Raw genomic sequence first — 24577 nt, 5'->3', positions numbered from 1 at the left:
TTACCGGTTCAGCGGGCTTCTTTTTGCGCGGTGACTCAGTGAGCCACAGCCGCCTGTTCTTCCATTTTCTGGCGCAAGCTCAGTGGACGCATGTCAGTCCAGACCTCTTCGATGTAGGCCAGGCATTCCTTTTTCAGGCCGCTCTTGCCCACGGTGCGCCAGCCTTGTGGCACGGCTTTGTAGTCGGGCCAGATCGAGTATTGCTCTTCGTGGTTGACCACGACCTGAAAGAGGATGTCCTCGCGGTCGAATACTGACGTCATGCTGTCTCTCCATCGCTGTAGGGTGGGCTGCACGCCGTGCGCAGCCGTTATGTAGAAGGAACGTTCAAGGCACCAAAAAATTTAGAGGCTGGCAGTGGCTGCGGCCATGGCCCTGCCGAAAATGTCGGCCACCCGATCGATTTCTGCTGCTGTGATCACCAACGGTGGCAGGAAACGCACGACACCGCCGTGACGCCCGCCCAGCTCGAGGATCAATCCGCGTTTGAGGCATTCGCGCTGCACCAACGGCGCCAGCCGAGCGAATATCGGTGGATGCCCTTGAGCGTCCGGCGCGCCGGTCGGGTCGACCAGCTCAACGCCCAGCATCAAGCCCCGTCCGCGGATATCGCCCAGTTGCGGGAAGTCCCGTTGCAGGATGTGCAGGTGTTCACTCAGGCGTTCGCCCATGGCGGCGGCGTGCTCGCAAACCTTGTGCTCTGTCAGGTAGCGCATCACCGCAGAGCCTGCGGCCATTGCCATCTGATTACCGCGGAAGGTCCCGGCATGGGCGCCCGGCAGCCAGGTGTCGAGCCAGTCGCGATAGACCACCACCGCCAGCGGCAGACTGCCGCCGATGGCTTTGGACATCACCACCACGTCCGGAATGATCCCGGCGTGCTCGAAGGCGAACATCTTGCCGGTACGGGCGAAACCGCTCTGGATTTCATCGACGATCAGCGCTACGCCGGCCTTCTCGGTGATGCGTCGCAAGCCGCGCAGCCAGTCGAGATCGGCCGGAATCACCCCGCCCTCGCCCTGTACCGCTTCGACGATCACCGCAGCAGGCAATTGCACGCCGGCCTCTGGATCATTCAGCAGGTTTTCCAGGTAACTCAGGTTGACCTGCACCCCCTGCGCGCCGCCGAGCCCGAACGGGCAACGGTAATCGTAGGGATACGGCATGAACTGCACGCCACTGCTGAGCAACGCACCCAACGGTTTCTTCGGCCCCAGACTGCCCATCAGGCTCAGCGCGCCCTGGCTCATGCCGTGATAACCGCCCTGGAACGACAAAACCGTGCTGCGTCCGGTGGCGGTGCGCACCAGTTTCAGCGCGGCTTCTACCGCATCGGTGCCGGTGGGGCCGCAGAACTGAATCTTCGCTTCAGCGGCCAATGCCGGCGGCAACAGACCGAACAGGTCCTGAACAAACTGATCCTTGACCGGCGTGGTGAGGTCGAGTGTGTGCAGCGGCAGTTCATCGGTCAGCACTTGCTGGATCGCTTCGATCACCACCGGGTGGTTGTGTCCCAAAGCCAGAGTCCCCGCACCGGCCAGGCAATCAATGAAACTGCGGCCTTCGACATCCTCGACATAAATGCCCTTGGCTCGCTTGAGTGCCAGGGGAATGCGCCGCGGATAGCTGCGGGCGTTCGACTCCTGCTGGCTTTGACGAGCCAGCAATGGCGATTCGTTGAACTGATAAAGCGTCTCGGCAGGCGTCGGAACGATCCGGGCAGGCTGATCTTCGATAAGGCTGATAGCGACTGACATCTCTCGATCCCTCAATACGCTGTTGATAGTGACCAAAACTGCACACCGGGCAGGTGCGCGTTCCGGTCACGGGGCGCACTTGCAGGTTTTCCTGTTCTGGAAACGCATCAGGACCTCAAGGATTTAGACCCTCGATCAGCTTTCTATGAAGGTGGTGACAGCGCCTTGTGCATGGGAATGGCGTGGAGTCCCGCCACGGTGAAGGTTTCAGCGCAAGCCCGGTAACCCAGACGGTGGTAAAACGCCTCACCGGTACGGGTGCTGTTGAGCCGCGCGTGAGGCAAACCCTGAGCGATCAACCAGGTTTCGAGATCATGCACCAGCGCTTGTCCGGCGCCTCGCCGAAACCATTCAGGCTGTACATAGCAGAACGCGACCTTTCCGCTGATCGCCGCCATGGCGACGCCGATAGGTTTGTCCTGCAACAGGGCGATGTTCAGGTACAACCGCGAGTCGGCCAGCCAGGGTTGCACGTGTTCAATGGTTTTGTTGTGGGTCCAGGTGGCGACGGTGCGCGGATCGTTGCGATGGTCCAGCGCGCAGCCGACGCGAATGGAGCGCTCGACGATGCGGCTGATGATCCCGGCGTCGGCAGCCGTTGCCTTGCAGATGTGTATCGATGCATCCATGGCGCTGTTACCTCAATCCATTGAGTCAAAGCTGCCAGGGACGATAGCGCTGTGAGGGCCGGGTGGCTAATGGAGAGACGTTACATTTGGTGTGTGACACAGAAACAGTGTGGGGCTTTTGTGGCGAGGGGGCTTGCCCCCGTTCGACTGCGAAGCAGTCGTGAACCATCTCATGCGGTGCATCCGATGCACTGCGATGACAGGATTCAGGGCCGCTTCGCGCCCCAACGGGGGCAAGCCCCCTCGCCACAAAAGCCCGCCCCCACAGGGTTTGGTGTTGTTGGTCAGACCGGTTGCAGAGGCATGGTCAGCTCGACCCGCAAGCCATCCGGGCGGCTGTCGAAATGCAGGGTGCAGCCGCAACGCTGGACGATGGCCTGGACAATCGCCAGGCCGAGGCCGCAACCGGTGCTCTGGCCGTTGCGCCAGAAGCGTTGGGTCAGGTGTTGCAGGTCATCTTCGGCAATCCCCGGGCCGTGGTCGCGGACCAAAAAGCGCACGCGATTGTTGGTGGTTTCCAGGCTCAGCTCCACGGCCCCATTTCCTGGGGTATGGCGCAGGGCGTTGTCGAGCAAGTTGCGCAATGCGGCAATCGACAGCACCGCGGGCATTTGCAGCGGCGCATCGGAGAATGTGGTCGGCAACTGAAACTTGATCCGCTGACGATCACCGCTGGCCGCATCCTGTATCGCCAGTTTCGCCACCTGCTCGGCGCTGCATTGCACGCCATCATCGAACGACAGACTGCCCTCGACGCGCGCCAGCAGCAGCAATTGTTCAAGCGTGCGGTGAAGTCGGTCAGCGCCCTCTTCAGCCCGCGCCAGGGACTGATCCCGGGCGCTGCCTTCAGTCATGCGCGCCACTTGCAGATGGGTTTTGATCGCGGTCAGCGGGCTGCGCAATTCATGCGCGGCATCACCGGTCAGGCGCCGTTCGCGCTCGATGGTCTTGCCAATACGCAGGAACAACTGATTCTGAGTTTCCAGCAGCGGTTGCAGTTCGCTGGGCAGCGGCTGGATCTGCAACGGCTCCAGGGAATCGGCACTGCGCCGCATCAGCGCATCGCGCATACGATTAAGCGGTGCCAGCCCCTGACCGATGCCGAGCCACAACAGACACAGGCAGCCGAGCAGCGCCACGCCGACCGGTACCGAGGCCGCCAGCAGGATGGACATGTTCAGCGCTTCGCGCTCGATTTGCCGGTCGGCAGTGGTAATGCGCACATTACCGCGCGCCAGGGTGAAGCTGCGCCAGGGTGCGCCGTCGATCATTTGATCATGGAAGCCCATTTTTTCAGCTTCCAGGGTTTGTTCGGGGCTACTGTGGCTGCGGGCCAGAATTTCGCCGCGCAACGAGCTGACCTGACAGGCCATGCCGCCAGGGATACTCAGCTGTTCAGCGCTGAAATGGGTCCCCTCGCCCTTGCTCGGCAACGCCGGCAGTTGCTCCAGCAGCCCGGCCACCATCCGCGCCGACGCCACCAGCCGCTGGTCCAGGGAAAACATCATCTGGTTGCGCAGATCACTGAGCATCCAGGCGGCGGCCAGGGCCCAGATCAGCGCAAACGCGGCGCCGAGGGTCAGGCTCAGGCGCAAACGCAGACTCATCACTTCGATTGCTCTCCGCCATCGGCCGGCCCCAGGCGATAGCCCAAGCCACGCACGGTCTCGACGATGCCGTTGCCGAGTTTGCGCCGCAGGTGATGGATATGGACGTTAAGGGCGTTGCTTTCCAGTTCGTCATTGAAACCGTAGACACTGTCCTTGAGTTGCTCGGTGGACAACACCCGGCCACGGTTATGCAGCAAGGCTTGCAACAGCGATTGTTCACGGCGCGACAAATCGACGGGTCGGCCGCCGAGCAGGGTTTCTCGGCTGCTCGGGTCGTAGGTCAAACGACCATGTTCAATCAGGTTGACGCTGCGACCCGCCACCCGTCGCAACAGCGTATGCAGACGGGCGGCGAGTTCGCGCAGGTCAAACGGTTTGAGCAAGTAGTCATCGGCACCGGCTTGCAGGCCGTCGACCCGGTCGGTGACCGAATCCCGCGCAGTGAGGATCAGCACCGGGATTTCGAGGCCATTGTGACGCAACTGCTGCAACAACTTGAGGCCATCTTCGTCCGGCAGTCCGAGATCGAGCACCATGACGTCGAACTCGGCCACCTTGAGCATCGCCCGGGCGGCGGAAGCGGTGGCCACGTGTTCCACCGTCAGGCCCTGGGCCGTGAGGCCGGCAACAATGCCGCTGGCAATCAGCTCATCGTCTTCGCAAACCAGTACGTGCATGGGAGCTCCATGAGCAAAAACGCGAGTCAAACAGATGTGGATTAAGCCGCAATTATGGCAAGCCCCACGGCCGACGAGAAGCAGGCCTTTCGCTCAGTGGTCGTCCAGCGTACCAGATGGGTACTTGATGATCGCCTTAATCATTTTGACACCCTCCTCTTAGTTGACATGAAACATATCAGTCTCAAACCGAAACAATCAACCCACAAAAAGCCATACCAAAGATCAATATCTAACGATAGTCTAACTCCGACATTAACGCCCCACACTATCAGGTTCGAAGAGATGCCATTTATTTACTATAAGTACTCTTCAGCCAACTGAAAGGAATCAGATCATGCCGACACTCAAGAATTTTGTTGCCGTCGATTGGCGCGCAGGAAAAGATAAAATTTACTTCTTCTTCAAAGACAGCAATACCTACTCCAGATTTGATCTTGGCGAGAACAAGGTTGACGAGGGATATCCTGCCGAGATAACAGCCGATAACTGGGGAAGCTTTCACGCTCACGTCAAAGATCTGCGTTTCGGCTTTACAGTCACTGGGGTTGGGGGCCACCCGAACGGAGGTGATGACATTTTATGGCTGTTCTATTATGCCAATGGCACTCCGATGGTCTGTAAGTACGACCAGGATTACGACAAAGTAACCGGAACTTATCGTCTTGAAGATTCGTTGTGGCACTCGCTACTTCCTTATTTCGACCGCATCGTGGCCGGCACATGGTGGGAAATATTCGGCTTCAAATATCTATTCAAGTTTTTGACGAATGATGGACATTACATCAACTTCAATTACAGAACACAAAAAACATCAATAAAGCCCATCACACCTGACTCTTGGCCCGGATTGGGACCTTACAAAAACCGAATCATAACAGCCGTGCAAAACGACGCCCCGCTTTTCGACAGCTACTTCTATATCTTTCTGACCAACAACAGATACATCAGATACAACATAAAGGACAACAGGGCAGAGACGGGACCGACAATAATAGATGACGACACCTGGCCAGGGTTGATACAAGACTGAGACCGCATCGGATTCCGCTTCCTGGGAGGATCATGCCTTGGGCCGGGGGACCGCTGGCTTTTCTCCAGACGACGGGTGATTTCTCGCGCGTCATATATATATGTAACGCACGTCCTCCTTCTCACCTGAATAACCTGTGTGCGTACCACCCCAATTGTCCACTCACACAGGTATTGACTATGTATACACACTCATCCGCTTTGACGACTCTGTTCAGCTTGCTCAACACATTGAGCTCGCTGATTGCCCGGTTGACCAATGAGCAAGAAACCGCCAGAAAAAAGGGGCTGGAGCTCTACAACCTGGGGGAATACCGGGATTCGGAGGCTTATCTGACCATTGCCGCCACCGCTGGAGATCGTGAATCGCAGTACGCACTCGCAGAAGTCATCAGGCGCCGGGAAAACAACCTCAAGGAGGAGGATAAAACCCACGCCGACAGAGATTGGTACGCCCTGGCAGCAGCTCAGGGCGACGTCTACGCCCTGCTGCGATTGGCTGATGACGCGTCCCTTAAGCAAGCCAAAACACTTGCGCAAGGGCGTGCCGACAGCGGCGATGGCGAAGCCATGCTTCAACTTTATGAAATAACCAAGGATATCGCCTGGCTGAAAAAATCGGCTGAAGCAGGTTTTCTGGAAGGGCAATACATACTCGCCATCGTGTATGACAAGGACCACACCCTCATTCCGGATGCGATTGAACGCAGGTCTACTATCGACCGCTGGCTCAAACGTGCGGCCGAGGCGGGGTTCTCCCGGGCGATGCACTGGTACAGCAATCGCCCACCCGTTAGCCATGATCTTCCCACCAGGAGAGAGTGGCTGATCAAAAGGGCACAATTGAACGATGTAAACGCAGTGCTCGAGTACGGCTATGGGTTGGGTGGCGTCTATGAGGATGAGAATGGCATCGATACCGAATATGGCTTCGAGAAGAACCTGATCAAAAGTTACGGCCTCATTTGGCTGGTGCTCGATACCTCTCGGGAATCCCCGCGCTACAACACCGCGTTTAACAATCTTTCAATCATTGCGCAGGACATGTCCAAAGAAGACATAGAAGCCGGCAAGGCATTTGCGCAGGAGTGGAAGCGTACGCATCCCCCACTGTCGGAATTCAGATTGACCTACAGCGATCTTCAGTAAGCCATTAAGAATGATTCGCGCTGTGAATCCTGGATTCCAGCGCGAATCAGCCTGGCTAATAATCATGTCCTGCTCGTTAACACCGGGTTAATCGGCAGCCATCATCGTGCTCGGCAATTGCAATGTTTAAGGCCTTGTCGATGCGCGGTTTTCTTGTTTTTCTTCTCTGGCTGTTTGCCAGCCTTGCTCAGGCGCAGCCAGGGAACAATCCATTCGACAGAAAACCCGACTTTCTACCCATCGAAAAAGCGTTCATCTTCACCTCCGAGCGCCTGGCGTCCGGTGAAACGCAATTGTTCTGGCAGATTGCCAACGGTTACTACCTTTACCAAAAACGCCTGAAGTTCGACGATTTGCCTGCGCAGTACAAACCGGTGTTGCCTGAAGGTGAAACTCACAGCGATGAGTTTTTCGGTGAACAGCAGGTTTATCGCCAAGGCCTGGAACTGAAGATCCCGGCGGGTGCCAGCGGCCAGATCAAGGTGGGGTTCCAGGGCTGTGCCGATGCCGGGTTGTGTTATCCGCCCCACACTCAAGTGGTGTATTTAGGCAACACCACAATGCCGAGCCTTTTAAATGAGGCACCGGATCAAGCCTTGGCCAGCGACCTGCAACAACGGGCGCTGGGCTGGAGCTTGCTGGTGTTCTTCGGCTTGGGCCTGCTGCTGGCGTTCACGCCTTGCTCGTTGCCGATGTTGCCGATTCTGGCGGGGTTGATCGTTGGCAGTGGCGCCACGCCCAAGCGCGGTTTTGCACTGGCCGGCAGCTACGTGATCAGCATGGCACTGGTGTATGCGGCGATGGGCGTTGTGGCTGCGCTGCTCGGGGCGAACCTTCAGGCACTGCTACAGAATCCATGGCTGCTGGGCAGCTTTGCGGCGGTGTTCGTGCTGCTGGCCTTGCCGATGTTCGGTTTCTTCGAGCTGCAGTTGCCGGTGGCGGTACGTGATCGACTGGAACATGTTTCGCGCAATCAGCGCGGTGGCAGCCTGATCGGTGCCGGTGTGCTCGGGGCTTTGTCCGGCCTGCTGGTGGGTCCGTGCATGACCGCCCCATTGGCCGGCGCCCTGCTCTATATCGCCCAGAGCGGCAATGCGCTGCACGGCGGGCTGATTCTGTTCGCCATGGGCATCGGCATCGGTATACCGCTGCTGTTGCTGGTGACCGTCGGCAATCGTTTCCTGCCCAAACCCGGCGCCTGGATGAACCTGCTCAAAGGCGTGTTTGGTTTCCTGTTCCTCGCCACCGCGCTGCTGATGTTGCGCCCGGTGCTGGATGAATCGCTGTGGCTCGGGTTGTGCGGTGCCTTGCTGCTGATCGCCGCCTATAGCGCCTGGAAGCAGTCGCAGGGGTTTGGCCGGATTGCCCATCTGTTCGGCGCCAGTTCGTTGCTGTTGGGTCTATGGGGCAGTCTGCTGGTGGTCGGTGCGGCGGGTGGCAGTGACGATCCGTATCAGCCATTGCAGGTGTACAGCGCCGGCCGTACCGACGCCGCCGCGCCCAGCATTCATGATGCCTTCACGACGATCAAGGAACCCGCGGTGCTGCAACGCGAACTCGATGCGGCCAAGGCCCAGGGCCAATGGGTGCTGCTGGACTACTACGCCGACTGGTGTGTGGCGTGCAAAGTCATGGAAAAACAGGTCTTCGGCAAACCGCAAGTCCTGCAAGCGCTCAGCGATGTACGCTTGCTACGGCTGGACGTCACCGCCGACAATGCCGCCAGCCGCGAACTGCTCGGCCGTTATAAAGTGCCGGGGCCGCCAAGCCTGTTGTGGATCGGCACTGACGGCATCGAGCGCCGCAGCCAGCGCATCACCGGGGAGGTCGATGCCGACACCTTCCTGCAACGCTGGACCACCACCCGAGACGCTCGTTAATGCTGACCTTTACCCTCGGCACCTTTGCCATCGCGCTTAATCACCTGCTGCTGATCAGTGCCCTGGCACTGGCGACTTTTGTCGGCTGGCGGGTGGCCAAGCGTGGTGGCGAGAACCCGGAGTCGGTGCTGTTCAGCCTGTTCCTACTGGGCCTGCTGGCGGCCCGGGTCGGTTTCGTGATTGCCTACTGGGCGCAGTATCGCAACGATCCATGGCAGATCATCGACCTGCGCGACGGTGGTTTCCTCGCCTGGCCGGGGGTGGTCGTGTTGCTGCTTGCTGCGTTGTATCGAGGCTGGCGTCGTCCGGGCATGCGTCGGCCGTTGGGCTTCGGCGTAGGCAGCGGTTTGGTGTTCTGGCTGCTGGCGACGTTCTCCCTGAGTATTTACGAACAAGGCACGCGTCTGCCGCAGATCACCCTGCGCAATGCCGCTGGGCAAACGGTGCAACTCAGCGATTACCGGGGCGGCCCGCTGGTCATCAATCTTTGGGCCACCTGGTGCCCGCCCTGCCGCCGGGAAATGCCGGTGCTGGAAAACGCCCAGCAACAGCGTCCGGACCTGACTTTTCTATTCGTCAACCAGGCCGAAAGCATGCAGAGCGTCGCCACCTTCCTCGAAACCCAGGGCCTGAGCCTGACTAACGTGCTGTTCGATGGCCGCGGTCGCTTGGGTCAGGCCGTGGGTTCCATGGCATTGCCGACTACGCTGTTCTATAGCCCCGACGGGCACCTGCTGGGCAGCCATCTGGGCGAGCTCTCTGAAGCCAGCCTGGCCCGCGCCCTGGAAAACTTCGACACCCCGAACCCGGCCACCTCGGCCACGCCTTCAAGGAAATTGCCATGCTCCGCCTCCGCCACCTGCTGACGTTAACCCTGGGTGCCGCCCTGCTGCACTTGCCGTCGGTACAGGCCGAAGAATTGCCTGAAGCGATCAAGAAGATCGAAGCCAAAGGCGCCAAAATTGTCGGCACCTTCGACGCGCCCGACGGCCTGCGCGGTTATGCGGCGCAGTACCAGAACCGTGGCATGGCGTTGTACCTGACCCCGGACGGCAAACATGTACTGTTGGGCAATTTGTACGACGCCGAAGGCAATGACCTGAGCAGCGCGCCGTTGCAGAAACTGGTCTACGCGCCAATGGCCAAGGAAGTCTGGGGCAAGATGGAAGCAAGCAACTGGATCGGTGACGGCAACAAGGACGCACCGCGAATCGTCTATCTGTTCAGCGACCCGAATTGCCCGTACTGCAACATGTTCTGGGAACAGGCGCGGCCGTGGGTCAAGGCCGGCAAGGTGCAGTTGCGGCACATCATGGTCGGCATCATTCGCGAAGACAGCCCGGGCAAATCCGCCGCGCTGCTGGCTGCCAAAGACCCGCAAAAAGCGTTGGCAGACCATGAGAAATCCGGCAAGGACAGCTCGCTCAAAGCCCTGAAAGATGTGCCGCCGGCGATTCAGGCGAAACTCGCGGCGAACATGCAGTTGATGGAGGAGCTGGAACTGGCCGCCACGCCGGCGATTTTCTACATGGATGACAAGGGCCAGCTGCAACAGCAGCAAGGTGCGCCGTCGCCGGATAAATTGGTGAAGATTTTGGGGCCGAAGTAATCCCACCGCCCCCATCGCGAGCAGGCTCGCTCCCACAGGGATATGCGGTCACCTGTGGGAGCGAGCCTGCTCGCGATGAGGCCATCAAAATCGGCTAATTTCTCCCGCCTAGAAACTTCAGCAGTGCATCTGTAACGAACTGCGGATTCTCCAGATTGGAGATATGCCCAGCCTCCGGCACCAGCACATACGGGCAACCAATCAACTCGGCCATTTCTCTGGTTTCCGACGGCGGTCGCGGTTTGTCCTGATCGCCGCACATCAACAGCGTGGTTTCAGGGTTCAGTTCACCCAGGCGCGGCAACAGATCATCACGACCAAAGGTAATCCGCCCCATTGGCACGATGCTTTCACGTAAGCGGTCGGCCGGCAGCGCAGCCAGTCTGGCGCGGAAATCCTGATACAGCGCCGATTGCGGATCGATGCCGGGCCGGAAAAAGATCGGCACCACGATGTCGAGCAACTGCGGCGAGATCACACCGCTGTCTTCGATCTGCTTGAACAGCGAGAAATAGTATTGGCGAGTCGGTTCCGGCTCGACGCCGACGTAGGTGTCCATCAGCACCAGACCGTTGAGCCGCTGCGGTGCTGACAGCGCCAGTCGAACGCCCCACATGGCACCGACCGAAAGACCGACCAGCGTGACCTTATGGATGTCCAGATGATCGAGCAATGCCAGGGCCTGGCGTGCCACGTCATCCAGCGAGTTTGTGCATTCGGGCATCCGCCCGGATTGGCCATGGCCCCACAGGTCCAGGGCGATGACCCGATAGTGCTGCGACAGCGCCGTAATCTGCGGCACCCACATAGCCTGATCCCACAGGTAACTGCCGGCCAGCAGTACCGCAGGGCCTGTGCCTTGATCAATGTAGTGAAGCGCTTGTCCATCAACCGTTACGAAAGGCATCGACTGTCTCCCTGGTGAAATAATATCCATTAAAAAAGCACAGGAAGACTGAGCCGGTGGCGATCGGCAGTCAACCCGAACCTTATGTGGTGTTTGCACTGGCCCTTTCGCGAGCAAGCCCGCTCCCACACTGAATCTGTATTCGCAAGCCCCATGTGGGAGCGGGCTTGCTCGCGAAGGGGCCTTCACAAACGCTAGAGAATTACAGGCCCTCCAACTCCGCCATCAGGTCATTCAACCGATCCACCTTATCTTCGGTAATGTCGCTCGCCGCCAACCCGTCGATGTACTCGGCCAGCTCCGCCACCGTGCTGCACTCGAACATCGCCCGCAGCGGCACGTTGCGTTGCAGGGCTTTTTGCACCCGCGAGGCGATCTGTGTGGCCAGCAGCGAATGCCCACCGAGTTCGAAGAAGTTGTCACGCACGCCGACCTTCTCGACCTTCAACACCTCAGCCCAAATATCGGCCAGGGTCTGCTCCAGCTCATTGCGCGGCGCCTGATAGTCCTGGCTCTGCAACTGGCCAATCTCCAGTGCCGGCAAGGCCTTGCGATCGAGTTTGCCGTTGGCGTTGAGCGGCAGCTTGTCGAGCCACAACCAGTGCAGCGGCACCATGTATTCCGGCAATTCGGCGCGCAGACGTTGCTTGATACGCTCCAGTCGTTCGTTCGGATTCAGCGCCGACTCCGCTGCGACCAGATAGCCGACCAAATGCTTGCCGTTGACGCCTTCCTCCACACCCACCGCCGCGTCGCGAACTTCCGGTTGCTCGTGCAGACGGGCCTCGATTTCACCCAGTTCGATGCGGTAACCGCGGATCTTCACTTGATGGTCGATACGCCCGACGTATTCCAGCACGCCATCACTGCGACGTCGGGCCAGGTCGCCGGTGCGATACAGGCGATCCCCCGGTGCGCCGAACGGGTTCGGCACAAACACTTGCGCAGTACGCAACGGATCGCTCACATAGCCACGACCCACGCCGATGCCGGCCACGCACAACTCACCCACCGCTCCCAATGGCACCAATTCCAGCGCGCCATCGAGCAGGTACAAACGGTTGTTGTCGGTCGGCGTGCCAATCGGCAGATAACTGCCACGTGTCGAGGCCAGGTCGACGCGGAAGAACGCTACGTCGTCCGAGCATTCCGCCGGACCGTAAGCATTCACCAGACCAATCTGCGGATAACGCAGCAACCACTGATGCGCCAGTTCCGGCGGCATCGCTTCGCCGGTCGGCAGCATCCAGCGCAGGCCATCGAGGCTCATGCGGTCCTGGGCGAGCATGCCCTGAATCAGCGACGGCACGCTTTCCAGCACGGTGATGCCCTGGCTCTGAACGTGAGCCAACAAGCCTTGCGGATCGTGGGCGATGCTGTTCGGCACGATGTCCACCCGAGCACCGAACAACGGCGCGGCGAGGAACTGCCAGACCGAAATATCGAAGCTTTGCGAAGCGGTCTGGGCGATCACGTCGGCGTCGCTCAGTTTCAGGTATGGCACCTTGCTCAACTGGTTATTGAGCATGCCGCGCTGCTCGACCATCACCCCCTTCGGCAGACCGGTGGAACCCGAGGTGTAAATCACGTAGGCGAGGTTGTCCGGGCCGCTGTAAATGCCCGGATTGGCAATCGAAACATCGCTCGCCTGCACGTCTTCCCAGACCAGCAATCGAGGTCGGTTGGCACAACCGAACTCTTCCAGCAGTGCGACGGCTTGTTCACGACACGCCCGAGAGCAAACCAGCAACGGCGTGCGGCTCAGGTCAATGATCCGGCTCAGGCGCTGGCTCGGCAGGCCCGGGTCCAGCGGCAGGTAACCGGCACCGGCCTTGAAGCTGCCAATGATCATGCCCAACAGATCGAGGTTACGTTCGGCGAGCAGCGCCACCGGTTGATCCAGGCCGACGCCGGCCGCAATCAGCGCATGGCCGAGACGGTTACTGAGCTGGTTCAGCTCAACGTAGCTGTGCTGCTGATCCAGGCAACTGGCGGCAACTCGCTGCGGATGCTCGGCAACCTGCGCTTCGAACAATGAGACATAGCTCTGCTCCAGCGGATAGTCGTGTTCGCTCTGGTTGCAGCCATGAATCAGGAAGTCCTGTTCCTCGAGGCCCAGCAGCGGCAGATCGGCCATGTCGCCATGGAAGCCTTCGACCAGCGCCAGCAGCAGGCGCTTGAATTCGCCGAGCATGCGCTCGACCGTGGATTCATCGAAATAACGCTGGTCGTAGGACAGGTGCAAGCCAAGGTCATCGCCCGGATAACAAACCGCGGTCAACGGGAAGTTGGTGTGGGTGCGGCCCGAATCCGAGGTGGCGTTGAGGCTTTGCGCACGGTCCAGCACTGAGACTTCCACCGGGGCGTTTTCGAACACGAACAGGCTGTCGAACAGCGGCTGGCCTTTAGGCAGTTCGCTGTTTTCCTGAATGCTCACCAGCGGCAGGTATTCGTACTCGCGCAGCTGCATGTTGCTGTCGAGCAAGCCAGTGAGCCACTGCCGAACGCTGCAACGCTGATCGTCCTCGGGCATTTTCACCCGCAGGGCGATGCTGTTGATGAACAGCCCGACGGTGCGCTGCATCTGCGGCATTTCCACCGGACGCCCGGCCACCGTGACGCCGAACAGCACGTCGCGATCGCCGCTCAAGCGACGCAGCACCAGCGCCCACGCCGCCTGGGCGAAGGTGTTGATGGTCAGCTGATGGGCCTGGGCCAGTTCGCGCAGTTGCGCACCATCGCGGGCATCGAGTCGGGCATAGCGGTCGCCGACGATCATGCCGCCGCTGTCGCCGGCATGTTCACGCAGGAACGGCCGGTCGCTCGGAATCGGTGTGGTGCGCTCGAAACCTCGCAGCTTCTGCTGCCACCACTGCCGCGCTTCGGCCAGACTCTGGCGTTGCTGCCAGCCGATGTAATCGCGATAACGCGGCGGCACAGCCAGTTGCGCTTCCCGGCCTTCGCCGAGGGCGGTGTAGATCTCGAAGAAATCATTCATCAGCAGCGAACGGCACCAGGCATCGATGAGGATGTGGTGGTTGCTCATCATGAACCAGTAACGCGCCGCGCCCACGCGGATCAAGCGCAGGTGGAACGGTGCCTGGTTGAGCAAATCGAACCCGGCCTCGCGCTCGTTTTTCAGCAGCGCCTGCAACTTCGGCTCTTGCTCGGTTTCGGCAACCGCGCTCCAGTCCAGATATTCGATCGGCGTGCTGCCCGGTTTGTGGATCACCTGCAGCATGTCTTCGCCGACGTTCCAGCAGAACGAGGCGCGCAAGGCTTCGTGACGGGCGATCACCGCTTGCCAGGCCTGAGCGAAACGTTGCGGGTCGAGCTCGCTGTTGATGCGGTAGCGGTCCTGCATGTAGTAGAGGCCGGTGCCCGGTTCAAGCAAGGTGTGCAGCAGCATGCCTTCCTGCATCGGGGTCAGCGGGTAGACGTCTTCAATCATCGCCGCCGGGACGGGCAATGCGTCGAGTTGCGGCTGAGTCAGTCTGGCCAGCGGGAAGTCCGACGGCGTCAGTCCGCCCGCGTTGTCGCTCAGGCAATGCTGGATCAGGCTTTGCAATTCGCCCAGATACGCCTCTGCCAGTTCGGTGATGGTTTGCAGGTCATGGCGTTCGGCGCTGAAGGTCCAGCGCAGCACCAACTCACCGCCATACACCTGACTGTCGACGCTCAGCTCGTTGGGCAGCGGCGCGTGTGGATCGTGGGCCGCGCCCACTGGTTCATCCAGCGGCCGGAACAGCGCATCACCGCCGAAGCTCTGGTCGAACTGACCCAGGTAGTTGAAGGTGATCGGCGCCACCGGCAGCGCGGACATGGTCTGACGGCACAGGCCATCGGCCAGGTAACGCAGCACGCCATACCCCAAACCCTTGTGCGGCACCGCGCGCAGTTGTTCCTTGATCGCTTTGATCGAGGCGCCCTGCTCTGCCACAGGCGTCAAACGCAGCGGATAAGCGCTGGTGAACCAACCAACGGTGCGGGTCAGGTCGATCTCGTCGAACAGGGTTTCGCGACCGTGGCCTTCGAGTTGAATCAACGCCGATTCGTGACCGCTCCAGCGGCACACCACACGGGCCAATGCGGTCAGCAGCAGGTCATTGACCTGAGTGCGATAGGCCGTCGGCGCCTGTTGCAGCAGTTGGCGGGTACGCTCGCTATCGAGGCGCACGCTGACGGTTTGCGCGTGACGATTTTGCTGACCACCCTGCGGACGATCACAGGGCAATTCAGCGCTTGGGCCGGCCAGTTGCGTCTGCCACCAGCTCAATTCTTCACGCAGGGATTCGCTGCCGGCATAAGCCTGCAACCGTGCGGCCCAGTCCTTGAAAGCACTGGTTTTCGACGGCAATTTTACCGACTGTCGGGACTCGAGTTGACGATAAACCGTTTGCAGATCGTCCAGCAGCACCCGCCACGACACCCCGTCCACCACCAGGTGGTGAATGGCAATGAACAGCCGTTGTTGCCCCTCGGAATCGTCGACCAGCAGCGCCCGCATCAGCGGCCCTTGCTCAAGGTCGAGGCTGCGTTGGGCATCGGCGAACAGCGCCGCGCAGTTGTCCATGGCCGCCACGTGCACCTGCCACAGCACGGCAGCGTCGGAAACCGCCTGGTGCTCGGCCTGCCAATGGCCGTCAACCTCGGTGAAACGCAGGCGCAAGGCGTCGTGCTGTTCGATCACCGCCAGCAGCGCTTGCTCCAGACGATGAGGCTCGAGCGCCACGGTCGGCTCCAGCAGCAACGCCTGGTTCCAGTGTTGACGCTGCGCAATGTCGGTATCGAAGAACCAATGCTGAATCGGCGTCAGACGCGATTCACCGCTCAGCAGGCCTTGCTCGGCGGTGATCTGCTCGGTGCGGGTCGCGACGGCGGCCAGCGTCTGCACGGTCTGGTGCTGGAACAGGTCACGCGGGCTGAAGTGGATGCCCTGCTGCCGCGCACGGCTGACCACCTGGATCGACAGAATCGAATCGCCGCCCAGTTCGAAGAAGTTGTCGTTGAGGCCGACCTGCTGGACGTTCAGCACTTCGCACCAGATCCCGGCCAGGGTCAGCTCAAGTTCATTGCTCGGCGCCACGTACTGCTGACGATTCAACTCCGGGTCCGGGGCCGGCAGCGCGCGACGGTCGAGTTTACCGTTGGCGGTCAGCGGCATGCTGGCCAGCAGGATCAAGTGCGTCGGCACCATGTAATCCGGCAACTGCGCTTTGAGGTGCGCCTTCAACGCTTCGCGCAATGCAGTTTGTTGCGCTTCATCCTGTTCGGCGATGTTGGTGACCAGGTAGCCGACCAATTGCTTGCCACTCGGCGCATCGAGTGCCAGAACAACCGCTTCACGCACGGACTCGTGTTCCAGCAAACGGGTTTCGATCTCGCCCAGTTCGATACGGAAACCACGGATCTTCACTTGATGGTCAATCCGGCCGAGGTACTCGACCCGCCCATCGGCACACTGACGGACAAGGTCACCGGTGCGATACAGACGCCCGCCGTTCGCTGCAAAAGGATCGGCGACAAATCGTTCGGCAGTCATGCCCGGACGCTGGTGATACCCCTGCGCCAGGCCGGCACCGCCGACGTACAACTCGCCCGTCGCGCCTTGCGGCACCAACGCCAGATCGGCGTCGAGGATGTACGCCACCCGAGCGCCAATCACGCTGCCGATCGGCACGCTGCCCAGCCCCTCCTCCAATTGCTCGGGCGCCAGGCTGGCGAGCGGCATGACCACGGTTTCAGTCGGGCCATAAGCGTTGAAAAACAGGCTCGGTTTGAACGCCGCGCGAATCCGTTGCAGGTGTTCGCCGGTCAACGCCTCGCCGCCGGTGATGCACATGCGCACCGGCAGGGTTTCGCCCTGGGTCGCCAGCCATTGCGCCAACTGGCTGCCGTAGCTCGGGGTGAAACCAAGAATGTTGATGTTGTGGCGACGAATCAGCCCGCAGATTTCTTCTGCATCCCACTGGCTTTGCGCACGCAGGACAACTTGCGCGCCACTCAACAGCGGCACCAGCAGACGCTCGGTCGCAGCATCGAAGTTGATCGAATAGAAGTGCAATTCGCAGTCGTCGGGTCGCATGGCGAAGCGTTCGATCACTGCGCGGCAGTGCATGGCGATTTCACCGTGGGACACCACCACGCCTTTCGGTTTGCCGGTGGAGCCCGAGGTGTAAATCAGGTATGCCTGATGTTGCGGCAGGCTGATAAACGGCAGCTCAGTGGCCGGGTAATTGGCCAGTTCGACGGCATCTTCTTCCAGGCACCAGCGGCCAACGCTGGCCGGCAATTCACCGAGGGCCGCTAACATCGCCGCATCGCTGAGCAGCAAACCGATGCCGCTGTCTTCGATCATGTAGTGCAAGCGATCCAGCGGGTATTCCGGGTCCAGCGGCACATAGGCGCCGCCCGCCTTGAGAATTGCCAGCAGGCCGACGACCATCTCCAGCGAACGCTCCAGCGCCAAACCGACCCGCACCTGTGGCCCGACTCCGCGCTCGCGCAGCATCCAGGCCAGACGATTGGCGCGACTGTCGAGCTCGGCGTAGCTCAGGGTTTGCCCGGCGAACGTCAGGGCCGGTGCGTCCTTGCGCACCAGCGCCTGTTCGCTGAACAGGTGATGGATGCATTGATCGAGGCGATGCTCGCCCGGCTCAATGCCGAGGCTGTCGAGCAGGTTTTGCTGTTCAGTGGCTTCCAGCAACGGCAGTTCGCTGAGGCGTTGTTGTGGGTCGGCGAGCAACGCTTCCAGCAGGTTGCGCCAGTGCCCGGCCATGCGCGCAATGCGCGGCTCATCGAACAAATCGGTGCTGTAGGTCAGGCAGCAACCGAGGCGATGGTCGAGGTCGGTGACTTCCAGATTGAGGTCGAACTTGGTCGCTCGCGCATCGTTGGCCAGGTACTCGACCGTCATCCCGGCCAGGGTCCGGCTCTGCTGGAATTCCCAGCGCTGCACATTGCACATCACCTGGAACAGCGGGTTGTAAGCCGCACTGCGCGGTGGCTGCAAGGCTTCCACCAGATGATCGAACGGCAGGTCCTGATGGGACTGGCCTTCGATCACGGTGTGACGAACCTGCTCGAATAACTCGCCGACAGACATCTGCCCGTCGAGCTGACAACGCAGCACTTGAGTGTTGAGGAACGCGCCGATCAACCCTTCGCTTTCCGGGCGAATGCGGTTGGCCACCGGCGCACCGATGCGCAGATCGGTCTGGCCACTGTAGCGGTAAAGCAACACCGCCAGCGCGGCAGTCATGGTCATGAACAGGGTCAGACCGTTGTAAGCGTTGAAGGCACGAACCCGCGCCGCGAGGTCATCACTCAGATCGAAGCGGAACAGTTCGCCCTGATGGCTTTGCACCGGCGGACGCGGACGATCGGCCGGCAATTCCAGCAGCGGATGTTCGCGGCCCAGTTGCGCGGTCCAGTAATCGAGCTGGCGCTGACGTTCGCCGGATTCCAACCACTGCCGCTGCCACGCGCTGTAATCCAGGTACTGCACCGGCAGCGGTTGCAGCGGCGAATCTCGGTCATCGACGAAGGCTTCGTAGAGCGCGCTCAGTTCCCGGGCGAAGATGTCCATCGCCCAACCTTCGGTGACGATGTGGTGCAGGGTCAGGACGAAGTAATGCTCCTGCTCGGCGGTCTTGACCAGGCAAGCACGCAGCAGCGGTCCGGTTTCCAGATCGAAAGGTTTATGGGCTTCGTCATCGGCCAGTTGCTGGACCTGCCATTCGCGGCCATCGGCATCCAGCGTGGTGAAATCCTTCCAGTCCATGCGCAGGCGGGTGTCGGGATGAACCTGTTGCCGGGCCACGCCGTCGACGCTCGGGAACGTCGTACGCAAGGTTTCGTGACGCATGATCAACGCTTGCAATGCCGCTTCGAAACGCCCGACATCCAGCACGCCGCGCAACCGCGCCATGCCGCCGACGTTGTAGGCCGGGCTGTCCGGTTCCATCTGCCAGAGGAACCACATGCGTTGCTGGGAATAGGACAGTGGCACCGGTTGGCTGCGGTCGACCTTCTCGATCGGCGGCTGTTTGTTGGTTTTGCCGCTGGCCTGGATCAAGCGAACCTGTTCGGCAAACGTGCCCAGTTCACTGGCCTCGAACAGCGTCCGCAGCGGTAACTCGACGTCGCAGGCCTGGCGGGTACGGGAGATGATTTGCGTGGCCAGCAAAGAATGGCCGCCGAGGGCGAAGAAGTCGTCGCGCAGGCCGATCTGTGTTTGTCCCAGCACCTCGCGCCAGATGCCGGCGATCTGTTGCTCAAGGGCGGTGACCGGTTCAACGTGCTCGCGGACTTGCCACTGGGGCTGCGGCAAGGCGCGGCGATCGAGTTTGCCGCTTGGGCTCAGGGGCATTTCGTCCAGACGCATGAGTTGCGCCGGGACCATGTACTCCGGCAGCTCGGCGGCGAGTGCGGCTTTCAGGCGGGTGGTTTGAGCATCGATGGTTTCGCTGGTTTCAGTGGCGGTGTAGTAACCGATCAACTGTCCGCCCGCCGCCGTTTCGCGCACCAGCACCACCGCTTGGGCGACGCCAGACTGCGCCAACAGACGCGCTTCGATTTCTTCCGGCTCGACACGAAAACCACGCAGTTTGACTTGCTGATCGAGACGACCGAGGTATTCGATCACGCCGTCGGCGGTCCAGCGAGCACGGTCACCGGTGCGGTACAGACGTGCGCCCTGCTCGCCCAGCGGATCGACCACAAAGCGTTCCGCAGTCAGACCTGGGCGACCCAGATAGCCACGGGCCAAACCGATACCACTGATACACAGTTCACCCGGCACACCGGCCGGTACCGGGTTGAGGTCGCTGTCGAGCACGCGGCACAACACGTTGCCCAATGGCCGGCCAATCGGCGAGCGCTCGCCATCAGCCGTTGTGCAATGCCAGTGGGTGACGTTGATCGCGGTTTCGGTTGGGCCATAGCGGTTGTGCAGTTGCACCGCCGGCAGTTGCGTTAGCACCCGGTTGCGCAGTTCGGCGGGCAAGGCTTCGCCGCCGGAGAACAGCCGGCGCAGGCTGGTGCATTCGGCGCTGAGCGGTTCGTCAATGAACAAGGAAAGCAACGGTGGTACGAAGTGCAGTGTGGTCACGCCGTACTGCTGAACAAGCTGCGCGATGCGGTGCGGATCGCGGTGTTCGCCAGGGCCGGCGATCAGCAGGCGGCACCCGGTGATCAGCGGCCAGAAGCACTCCCACACCGACACGTCGAAACTGATTGGCGCTTTTTGCATCAGCACATCGGTTTGGTCCAGACGGTAGGCAGCTTGCATCCATTGCAGCCGTTCAGCGAGGGCCGCGTGAGTATTGCCAACGCCCTTCGGCTGACCGGTGGAACCAGAGGTGTAAATCACGTAGGCCAGGTTGTCGCCGTGCAGGTGCAGACCCGGCGCATGGCTTGGCCAGTTCTCCAGATGCAGCGCGTCCATGGCAATCACGCTGACGCCATCGGTGGCCGGCAAGCGATCGAGCAACCCGGTTTGGGTCAGCAGCAACTCAACGCCACTGTCGCTGAGCATGTAGGCCAGGCGCTCGGCCGGGTAGTCCGGGTCCAGCGGCACATAAGCGCCACCGGCCTTGATGATCGCCAGCAAGCCAATCAACAACTGCGGCGAACGCTCGGCGGCGATGGCCACGCACACGTCCGGGCCGACGCCTTTGTCGCGCAAGTAATGCGCCAGGCGGTTGGCCTGGGTGTGCAGTTCGGCAAAGTCCAGGCTGCCGCCATCCCACAGCAGCGCGGTGCGCTCCGGGGTCTGGCGCGCTTGTTCGTTGAGCAACTCAGGTAGCCATTGACTGGCCGGGGTGCAGGGTGCGGCGCTCCAGACGGAGTGTTGATCGTGCTCACTCGGGGTCAGCAGTTGCAGGTCGCCGATGGCGGTCGTCGGTTGTTCGCAGATGGCTCGCAGCAGGTTGCTGAAGTGCTCGGCCAGACGCTCGATGGTCGTCGCGTCAAACAACTCGCTGGCGTAGTCGAACGACAGGCTCAGGCGGCCATTGCGGTCTTCTTCGCTGTGCAGTTGCAGGTCGAACTTGGCTTCGCGACTGTGCCACGGCAGCTCTTCGGCGAGCAGTCCCGGCAAGCGACGCAGGGCACTGAGATCCCGTTGCTGGTGGTTGAACATGACCTGGAACAGACCCTGCTCGCGGGCCTGCGGGAAAGCTTCGAGCAGTTGTTCAAACGGCAAATCCTGATGCGCTTGCGCACCCAATGCGGCTTGACGGGTTTGCGCCAGCAACTCAACGAACGGCAGTCGCGAATCCACCTCGGCGCGCAGCACCTGGGTGTTGATGAAGAAGCCGATCAGCCCTTGGGTTTCCAGACGCGGACGGTTGGCATTCGGTATGCCAATGCGGATGTCGCGTTGGCCGCTGTAACGGTGCAACAGGCTCTGGAACGCCGCGAGCAACAGCATGAACGGCGTCGATTCATGGGCCTGGGCAGTCTGGCGAATGGCATCGCTCAGACGCTTGTCCAAACGCCGCGTGTGACGGGCTGCGCTGTAAGTGTGTTGCGCCGAGCGCGGATGATCGGTGGCCAGGCTCAGGGTCGGATGATCAACGCCCAACTGCTCTTTCCAGTAAGCGAGTTGACGCTCGCCCTCCCCTTGCGCCAACCACTGACGCTGCCAGCTGCCGAAGTCGGCGTATTGCGTCGGCAAGGCTGGAAGGCTGGCGGTCTGGCCTTGAGAAGCGGCCGCGTACAGGCGCGAGAATTCGTCGATCAGCACGTTCATCGACCAGCCGTCGGCGATGATGTGGTGCATCGTCACCAGCAGTTGATGGTCTTCATCGCCGAGGCGCACCAGGGTCACCGACAGCAGCGGGCCTTTTTCCAGATCGAACCGGGTGCGGGCTTCGTCCTCGCGGATTTGCTGCGCGCGGGCTTCACGCTCGGCGACTGGCAGGTCGCTGATGTCGATTACTTGCAGGTTGAATTCGCCGGCAGCAATGACCTGTTGCAGGGCTACGCCATCACGCTCGAAAAACCGCGTGCGCAGGGATTCGTGACGCTCGATCAGTTGCTGGAAACTGGCGCGCAAGGCGTCTTCGTCCAGTTCGCCACGCAGGCGCAAGGCACCGGGAATGTTATAGGCGCTGCTCTGCGGGTCGAGTTGCCAGGTGATCCACAGACGGTTTTGTGCCAGGGATTGCGGCATGGCGTCACTGCGCGACAGCGTGGTGATCGCGCCTTGAGCCTGGCCGCCATCCTGTTGTTGCCGGGCGATCGCGGCAGCGAATGCGCCGAGGGTTGGCGATTCGAACAACAGGCGCAGATTCAGCTCCAGCCCCAACTCTTCACGCAGGCGTGCGACCACTTGAGTGGCGGCGATGGAGTTGCCGCCGAGCAGGAAGAAGTGATCATCGGCATTGACCTGCTTGACCTGCAATTGCTCGCACCAGAGCTGGCCGATCAACGTTTGCAGCTCAGAGCCCGATTCAGTTTCGGATGGGTTTGCGATGTCTGCCGACGGGAACAGCGCATAGCTGTCGAGGCTGCCATCGGCCAGGCGATTGCGGCAGGCGGAGCGTTGCAACTTGCCGCTGGAGGTCTTCGGCAGCGCCCCCGGGTTGAGCAATACCACCACGCTCGGCGCTTGCTGATACGCCTCGGCCACCGCTTGACGGATGGCTTTGATCAGCGCCTCGGGCGGCAGGATTTTCTGCACACTGCGGCTGATTTCCGCAGCGATGCCGATGCCTTCCTGACCCTCGATGTTGACTGCAAATGCGGCCACGCGACCTTTGCGCACCACCTCCACTTCACGCTCGATGGTCTGCTCGATGTCCTGCGGATAGAGGTTGTGACCGCGCACGATCAGCATGTCTTTCAGGCGCCCGGTGATGAACAGCTCACCGTCACGCAAAAAGCCCAGGTCGCCGGTGCGCAGCCAGGTGCGGCCGGCGTGCTGGACGAACGTCTTGGCCGTGGCTTCGGGGTTGCGCCAGTAGCCATGGGCGATGCTCGGCCCGCTGGCCCAGACTTCACCGATCGCGTTATCGGCGAGTTCTTCGAGCGATACGGAATCGACAATCAGCACCGCGTGATCCGGCTGGCTGACGCCGCAGCTCATGATCGGACTGCCATCGCCCGGTTCGGCTCGGTTCTGCGCCAGCGCTTGATCATCCACACGCAACGATGGAATGCCTTGGCCACGCGGGCTGCCGGCAACGAACAACGTGGCTTCCGCCAGGCCGTAAGAGGCCATGAAGCTGTCCGAGGTAAAGCCACAGGCCGCGAACTTCTCGGCGAAGCGTTCCAGGGTGTCGAGGCGAATCGGTTCGGAACCGGAATACGCCACGCGCCAGCCACTCAGGTCGAGGCGTTCCAGCGCTGATTCGCTGACCCGTTCGCTGCACAGTCGATAGGCGAAGTCCGGCCCGCCGCTGATGGTGCCGCCGTATTCGCTGATCGCCTCCAGCCAGCGCAATGGCCGGCCGAGGAAGTAGGCCGGCGACATCAACACACAGGGCACGCCGCTGAAAATCGGCTGCAACAGGCCGCCGATCAAGCCCATGTCGTGGTACAGCGGCAACCAGCTGACGATCACGTCGTCGGGGTTCAGATCGATGCCGAATCCGTGGCGAATCAGCAGTTCGTTGGCCACCAGGTTGCCGTGACTGACTTGCACGCCTTTAGGCAACGCCGTGGAACCGGAGGTGTATTGCAGGAAGGCGATGTGCTCGCCTTGCAAGTCCGGTGCAACCCAGCGTTCGGCCAAGGCGCTGTCGAGGGTGTCGACACACAGCAGCGGCGGCGCCTCGTCTATTTGCAGCAACGCGTCGCGCAGGTCGGCGCTGGTCAGCAGCAAGCGTGGTTCGGCATCGCTAATGATCGACAGCAGACGTTCCTGGTGATGACGACGGGTCGATTCAGGCGGATAGGCTGGCACCGCAATCACGCCGGCGTACAGACAGCCAAAAAACGCCGCGACGTAATCCGGGCCGCTGGGAAACAGCAACACCGCGCGATCGCCAAACGACGTCTCGGCCTGCAACGCGCCGGCAATGGTTCGCGCCCGTTGGTCGAGCTCACGATAACTGAGCACCACAGCCTGATCCTGGGTTTCGGCGAGAAAACGCAAGGCCACCCGGTCCGGCGTCAGGGCCGCACGGCGCTGAAGGGCTTGGACCAGTGTGCTAGGGAGTTCGAACGCGTCGGTCATGAGGTTTCCTGCCTGAATTCGGCTTGCAAGTGGAATCGGTTTTCGTACGTCACGCCCGTTCATGGGCATGCAGGACGCGGTCTTCGCCGACCGCGCAAGGCTTGGGAATGCTGGTTTGGCCGGGGCTTGCGCCCGGAACCA

General features: G+C 61.0%; 12 protein-coding genes. 5 read left to right on the top strand and 7 right to left on the bottom strand.

The features are described from left to right. Positions 1-35: 35 nt before the first annotated feature. From ACQKPC_RS10195 to ACQKPC_RS10175, 5 genes are all read right to left on the bottom strand, one after another. On the bottom strand, positions 36-263 hold the full coding sequence (locus tag ACQKPC_RS10195) for an MbtH family protein (protein ID WP_007934245.1): 228 nt from the start codon (positions 261-263) through the stop codon (positions 36-38). An 81-nt stretch (positions 264-344) separates the two neighbouring features. After that, positions 345-1757 carry an aspartate aminotransferase family protein gene (locus ACQKPC_RS10190; RefSeq protein ID WP_427624360.1) on the bottom strand — a complete coding sequence of 471 codons (1413 nt, stop codon included), beginning with the start codon at positions 1755-1757 and terminating at the stop codon, positions 345-347. Positions 1758-1900: 143 nt separating this feature from the next. After that, entirely contained in the window at positions 1901-2386 is a 486-nt protein-coding gene (locus ACQKPC_RS10185) for a GNAT family N-acetyltransferase (RefSeq protein ID WP_063341055.1), read from the bottom strand. A gap of 284 nt (positions 2387-2670) precedes the next feature. Beyond that, positions 2671-3996 carry an ATP-binding protein gene (locus ACQKPC_RS10180; RefSeq protein WP_427624359.1) on the bottom strand — a complete coding sequence of 442 codons (1326 nt, stop codon included), beginning with the start codon at positions 3994-3996 and terminating at the stop codon, positions 2671-2673. Beyond that, the gene (locus ACQKPC_RS10175; protein WP_427624358.1) at positions 3993-4673 is read right to left on the bottom strand and encodes a response regulator; all 681 of its coding nucleotides are present in this window, start codon (positions 4671-4673) and stop codon (positions 3993-3995) included. The genes ACQKPC_RS10180 and ACQKPC_RS10175 overlap by 4 nt, the downstream gene beginning before the upstream one ends. 337 nt (positions 4674-5010) lie before the next feature. On the opposite strand from ACQKPC_RS10175, the gene ACQKPC_RS10170 reads away from it, so the two are divergent. The 5 genes from ACQKPC_RS10170 to dsbG all read left to right on the top strand — a co-directional run bounded on the left by ACQKPC_RS10170 (position 5011) and on the right by dsbG (position 10343). Then, positions 5011-5706 carry a hypothetical protein gene (locus ACQKPC_RS10170; protein WP_427624357.1) on the top strand — a complete coding sequence of 232 codons (696 nt, stop codon included), beginning with the start codon at positions 5011-5013 and terminating at the stop codon, positions 5704-5706. A gap of 179 nt (positions 5707-5885) precedes the next feature. Beyond that, entirely contained in the window at positions 5886-6854 is a 969-nt protein-coding gene (locus ACQKPC_RS10165; RefSeq protein ID WP_427624356.1) for a tetratricopeptide repeat protein, read from the top strand. A 140-nt stretch (positions 6855-6994) separates the two neighbouring features. Continuing rightward, positions 6995-8734: a protein-disulfide reductase DsbD gene (gene dsbD / locus ACQKPC_RS10160; protein WP_427624355.1), complete on the top strand. Its 1740-nt coding sequence runs from the start codon at positions 6995-6997 to the stop codon at positions 8732-8734. Continuing rightward, positions 8734-9600 (top strand): prolipoprotein diacylglyceryl transferase family protein, encoded by an 867-nt coding sequence (locus tag ACQKPC_RS10155; protein WP_427624354.1) that lies wholly within the window; start codon positions 8734-8736, stop codon positions 9598-9600. Before dsbD ends, ACQKPC_RS10155 begins: the two co-directional genes overlap by 1 nt. Then, positions 9576-10343, top strand: coding sequence for a thiol:disulfide interchange protein DsbG (gene dsbG, locus ACQKPC_RS10150; RefSeq protein ID WP_427624353.1), 768 nt, complete (start codon positions 9576-9578; stop codon positions 10341-10343). The genes ACQKPC_RS10155 and dsbG overlap by 25 nt, the downstream gene beginning before the upstream one ends. 94 nt (positions 10344-10437) lie before the next feature. Here the strand turns inward: dsbG and ACQKPC_RS10145 are convergent, their stop codons facing one another. Further along, positions 10438-11250: an alpha/beta fold hydrolase gene (locus tag ACQKPC_RS10145; RefSeq protein WP_192344119.1), complete on the bottom strand. Its 813-nt coding sequence runs from the start codon at positions 11248-11250 to the stop codon at positions 10438-10440. Between the two features lie 202 nt (positions 11251-11452). Continuing rightward, positions 11453-24436, bottom strand: a complete 12984-nt coding sequence (locus ACQKPC_RS10140) for a non-ribosomal peptide synthetase (protein WP_427624352.1) — start codon at positions 24434-24436, stop codon at positions 11453-11455. Positions 24437-24577 lie beyond the last annotated feature (141 nt).

This window comes from Pseudomonas sp. NPDC089918 (assembly GCF_050280605.1).
In the GTDB taxonomy this organism is placed as follows: Bacteria; Pseudomonadota; Gammaproteobacteria; order Pseudomonadales; family Pseudomonadaceae; genus Aquipseudomonas.
Note: the sequence above shows the minus strand (reverse complement) of the source record. Positions and strands in the feature narration are given on the sequence as shown.

What these genes read in the sequence shown, in the direction of transcription:
- ACQKPC_RS10195 (WP_007934245.1), bottom strand. Translation starts at nt 263, where the DNA reads ATGACGTCAGTATTCGACCGCGAGGACATCCTCTTTCAGGTCGTGGTC.
- ACQKPC_RS10190 (WP_427624360.1), bottom strand. Translation starts at nt 1,757, where the DNA reads ATGTCAGTCGCTATCAGCCTTATCGAAGATCAGCCTGCCCGGATCGTT.
- ACQKPC_RS10185 (WP_063341055.1), bottom strand. Translation starts at nt 2,386, where the DNA reads ATGGATGCATCGATACACATCTGCAAGGCAACGGCTGCCGACGCCGGG.
- ACQKPC_RS10175 (WP_427624358.1), bottom strand. Translation starts at nt 4,673, where the DNA reads ATGCACGTACTGGTTTGCGAAGACGATGAGCTGATTGCCAGCGGCATT.
- ACQKPC_RS10170 (WP_427624357.1), top strand. Translation starts at nt 5,011, where the DNA reads ATGCCGACACTCAAGAATTTTGTTGCCGTCGATTGGCGCGCAGGAAAA.
- ACQKPC_RS10165 (WP_427624356.1), top strand. Translation starts at nt 5,886, where the DNA reads ATGTATACACACTCATCCGCTTTGACGACTCTGTTCAGCTTGCTCAAC.
- dsbD (WP_427624355.1), top strand. Translation starts at nt 6,995, where the DNA reads ATGCGCGGTTTTCTTGTTTTTCTTCTCTGGCTGTTTGCCAGCCTTGCT.
- ACQKPC_RS10155 (WP_427624354.1), top strand. Translation starts at nt 8,734, where the DNA reads ATGCTGACCTTTACCCTCGGCACCTTTGCCATCGCGCTTAATCACCTG.
- dsbG (WP_427624353.1), top strand. Translation starts at nt 9,576, where the DNA reads ATGCTCCGCCTCCGCCACCTGCTGACGTTAACCCTGGGTGCCGCCCTG.
- ACQKPC_RS10145 (WP_192344119.1), bottom strand. Translation starts at nt 11,250, where the DNA reads ATGCCTTTCGTAACGGTTGATGGACAAGCGCTTCACTACATTGATCAA.
- ACQKPC_RS10140 (WP_427624352.1), bottom strand. Translation starts at nt 24,436, where the DNA reads ATGACCGACGCGTTCGAACTCCCTAGCACACTGGTCCAAGCCCTTCAG.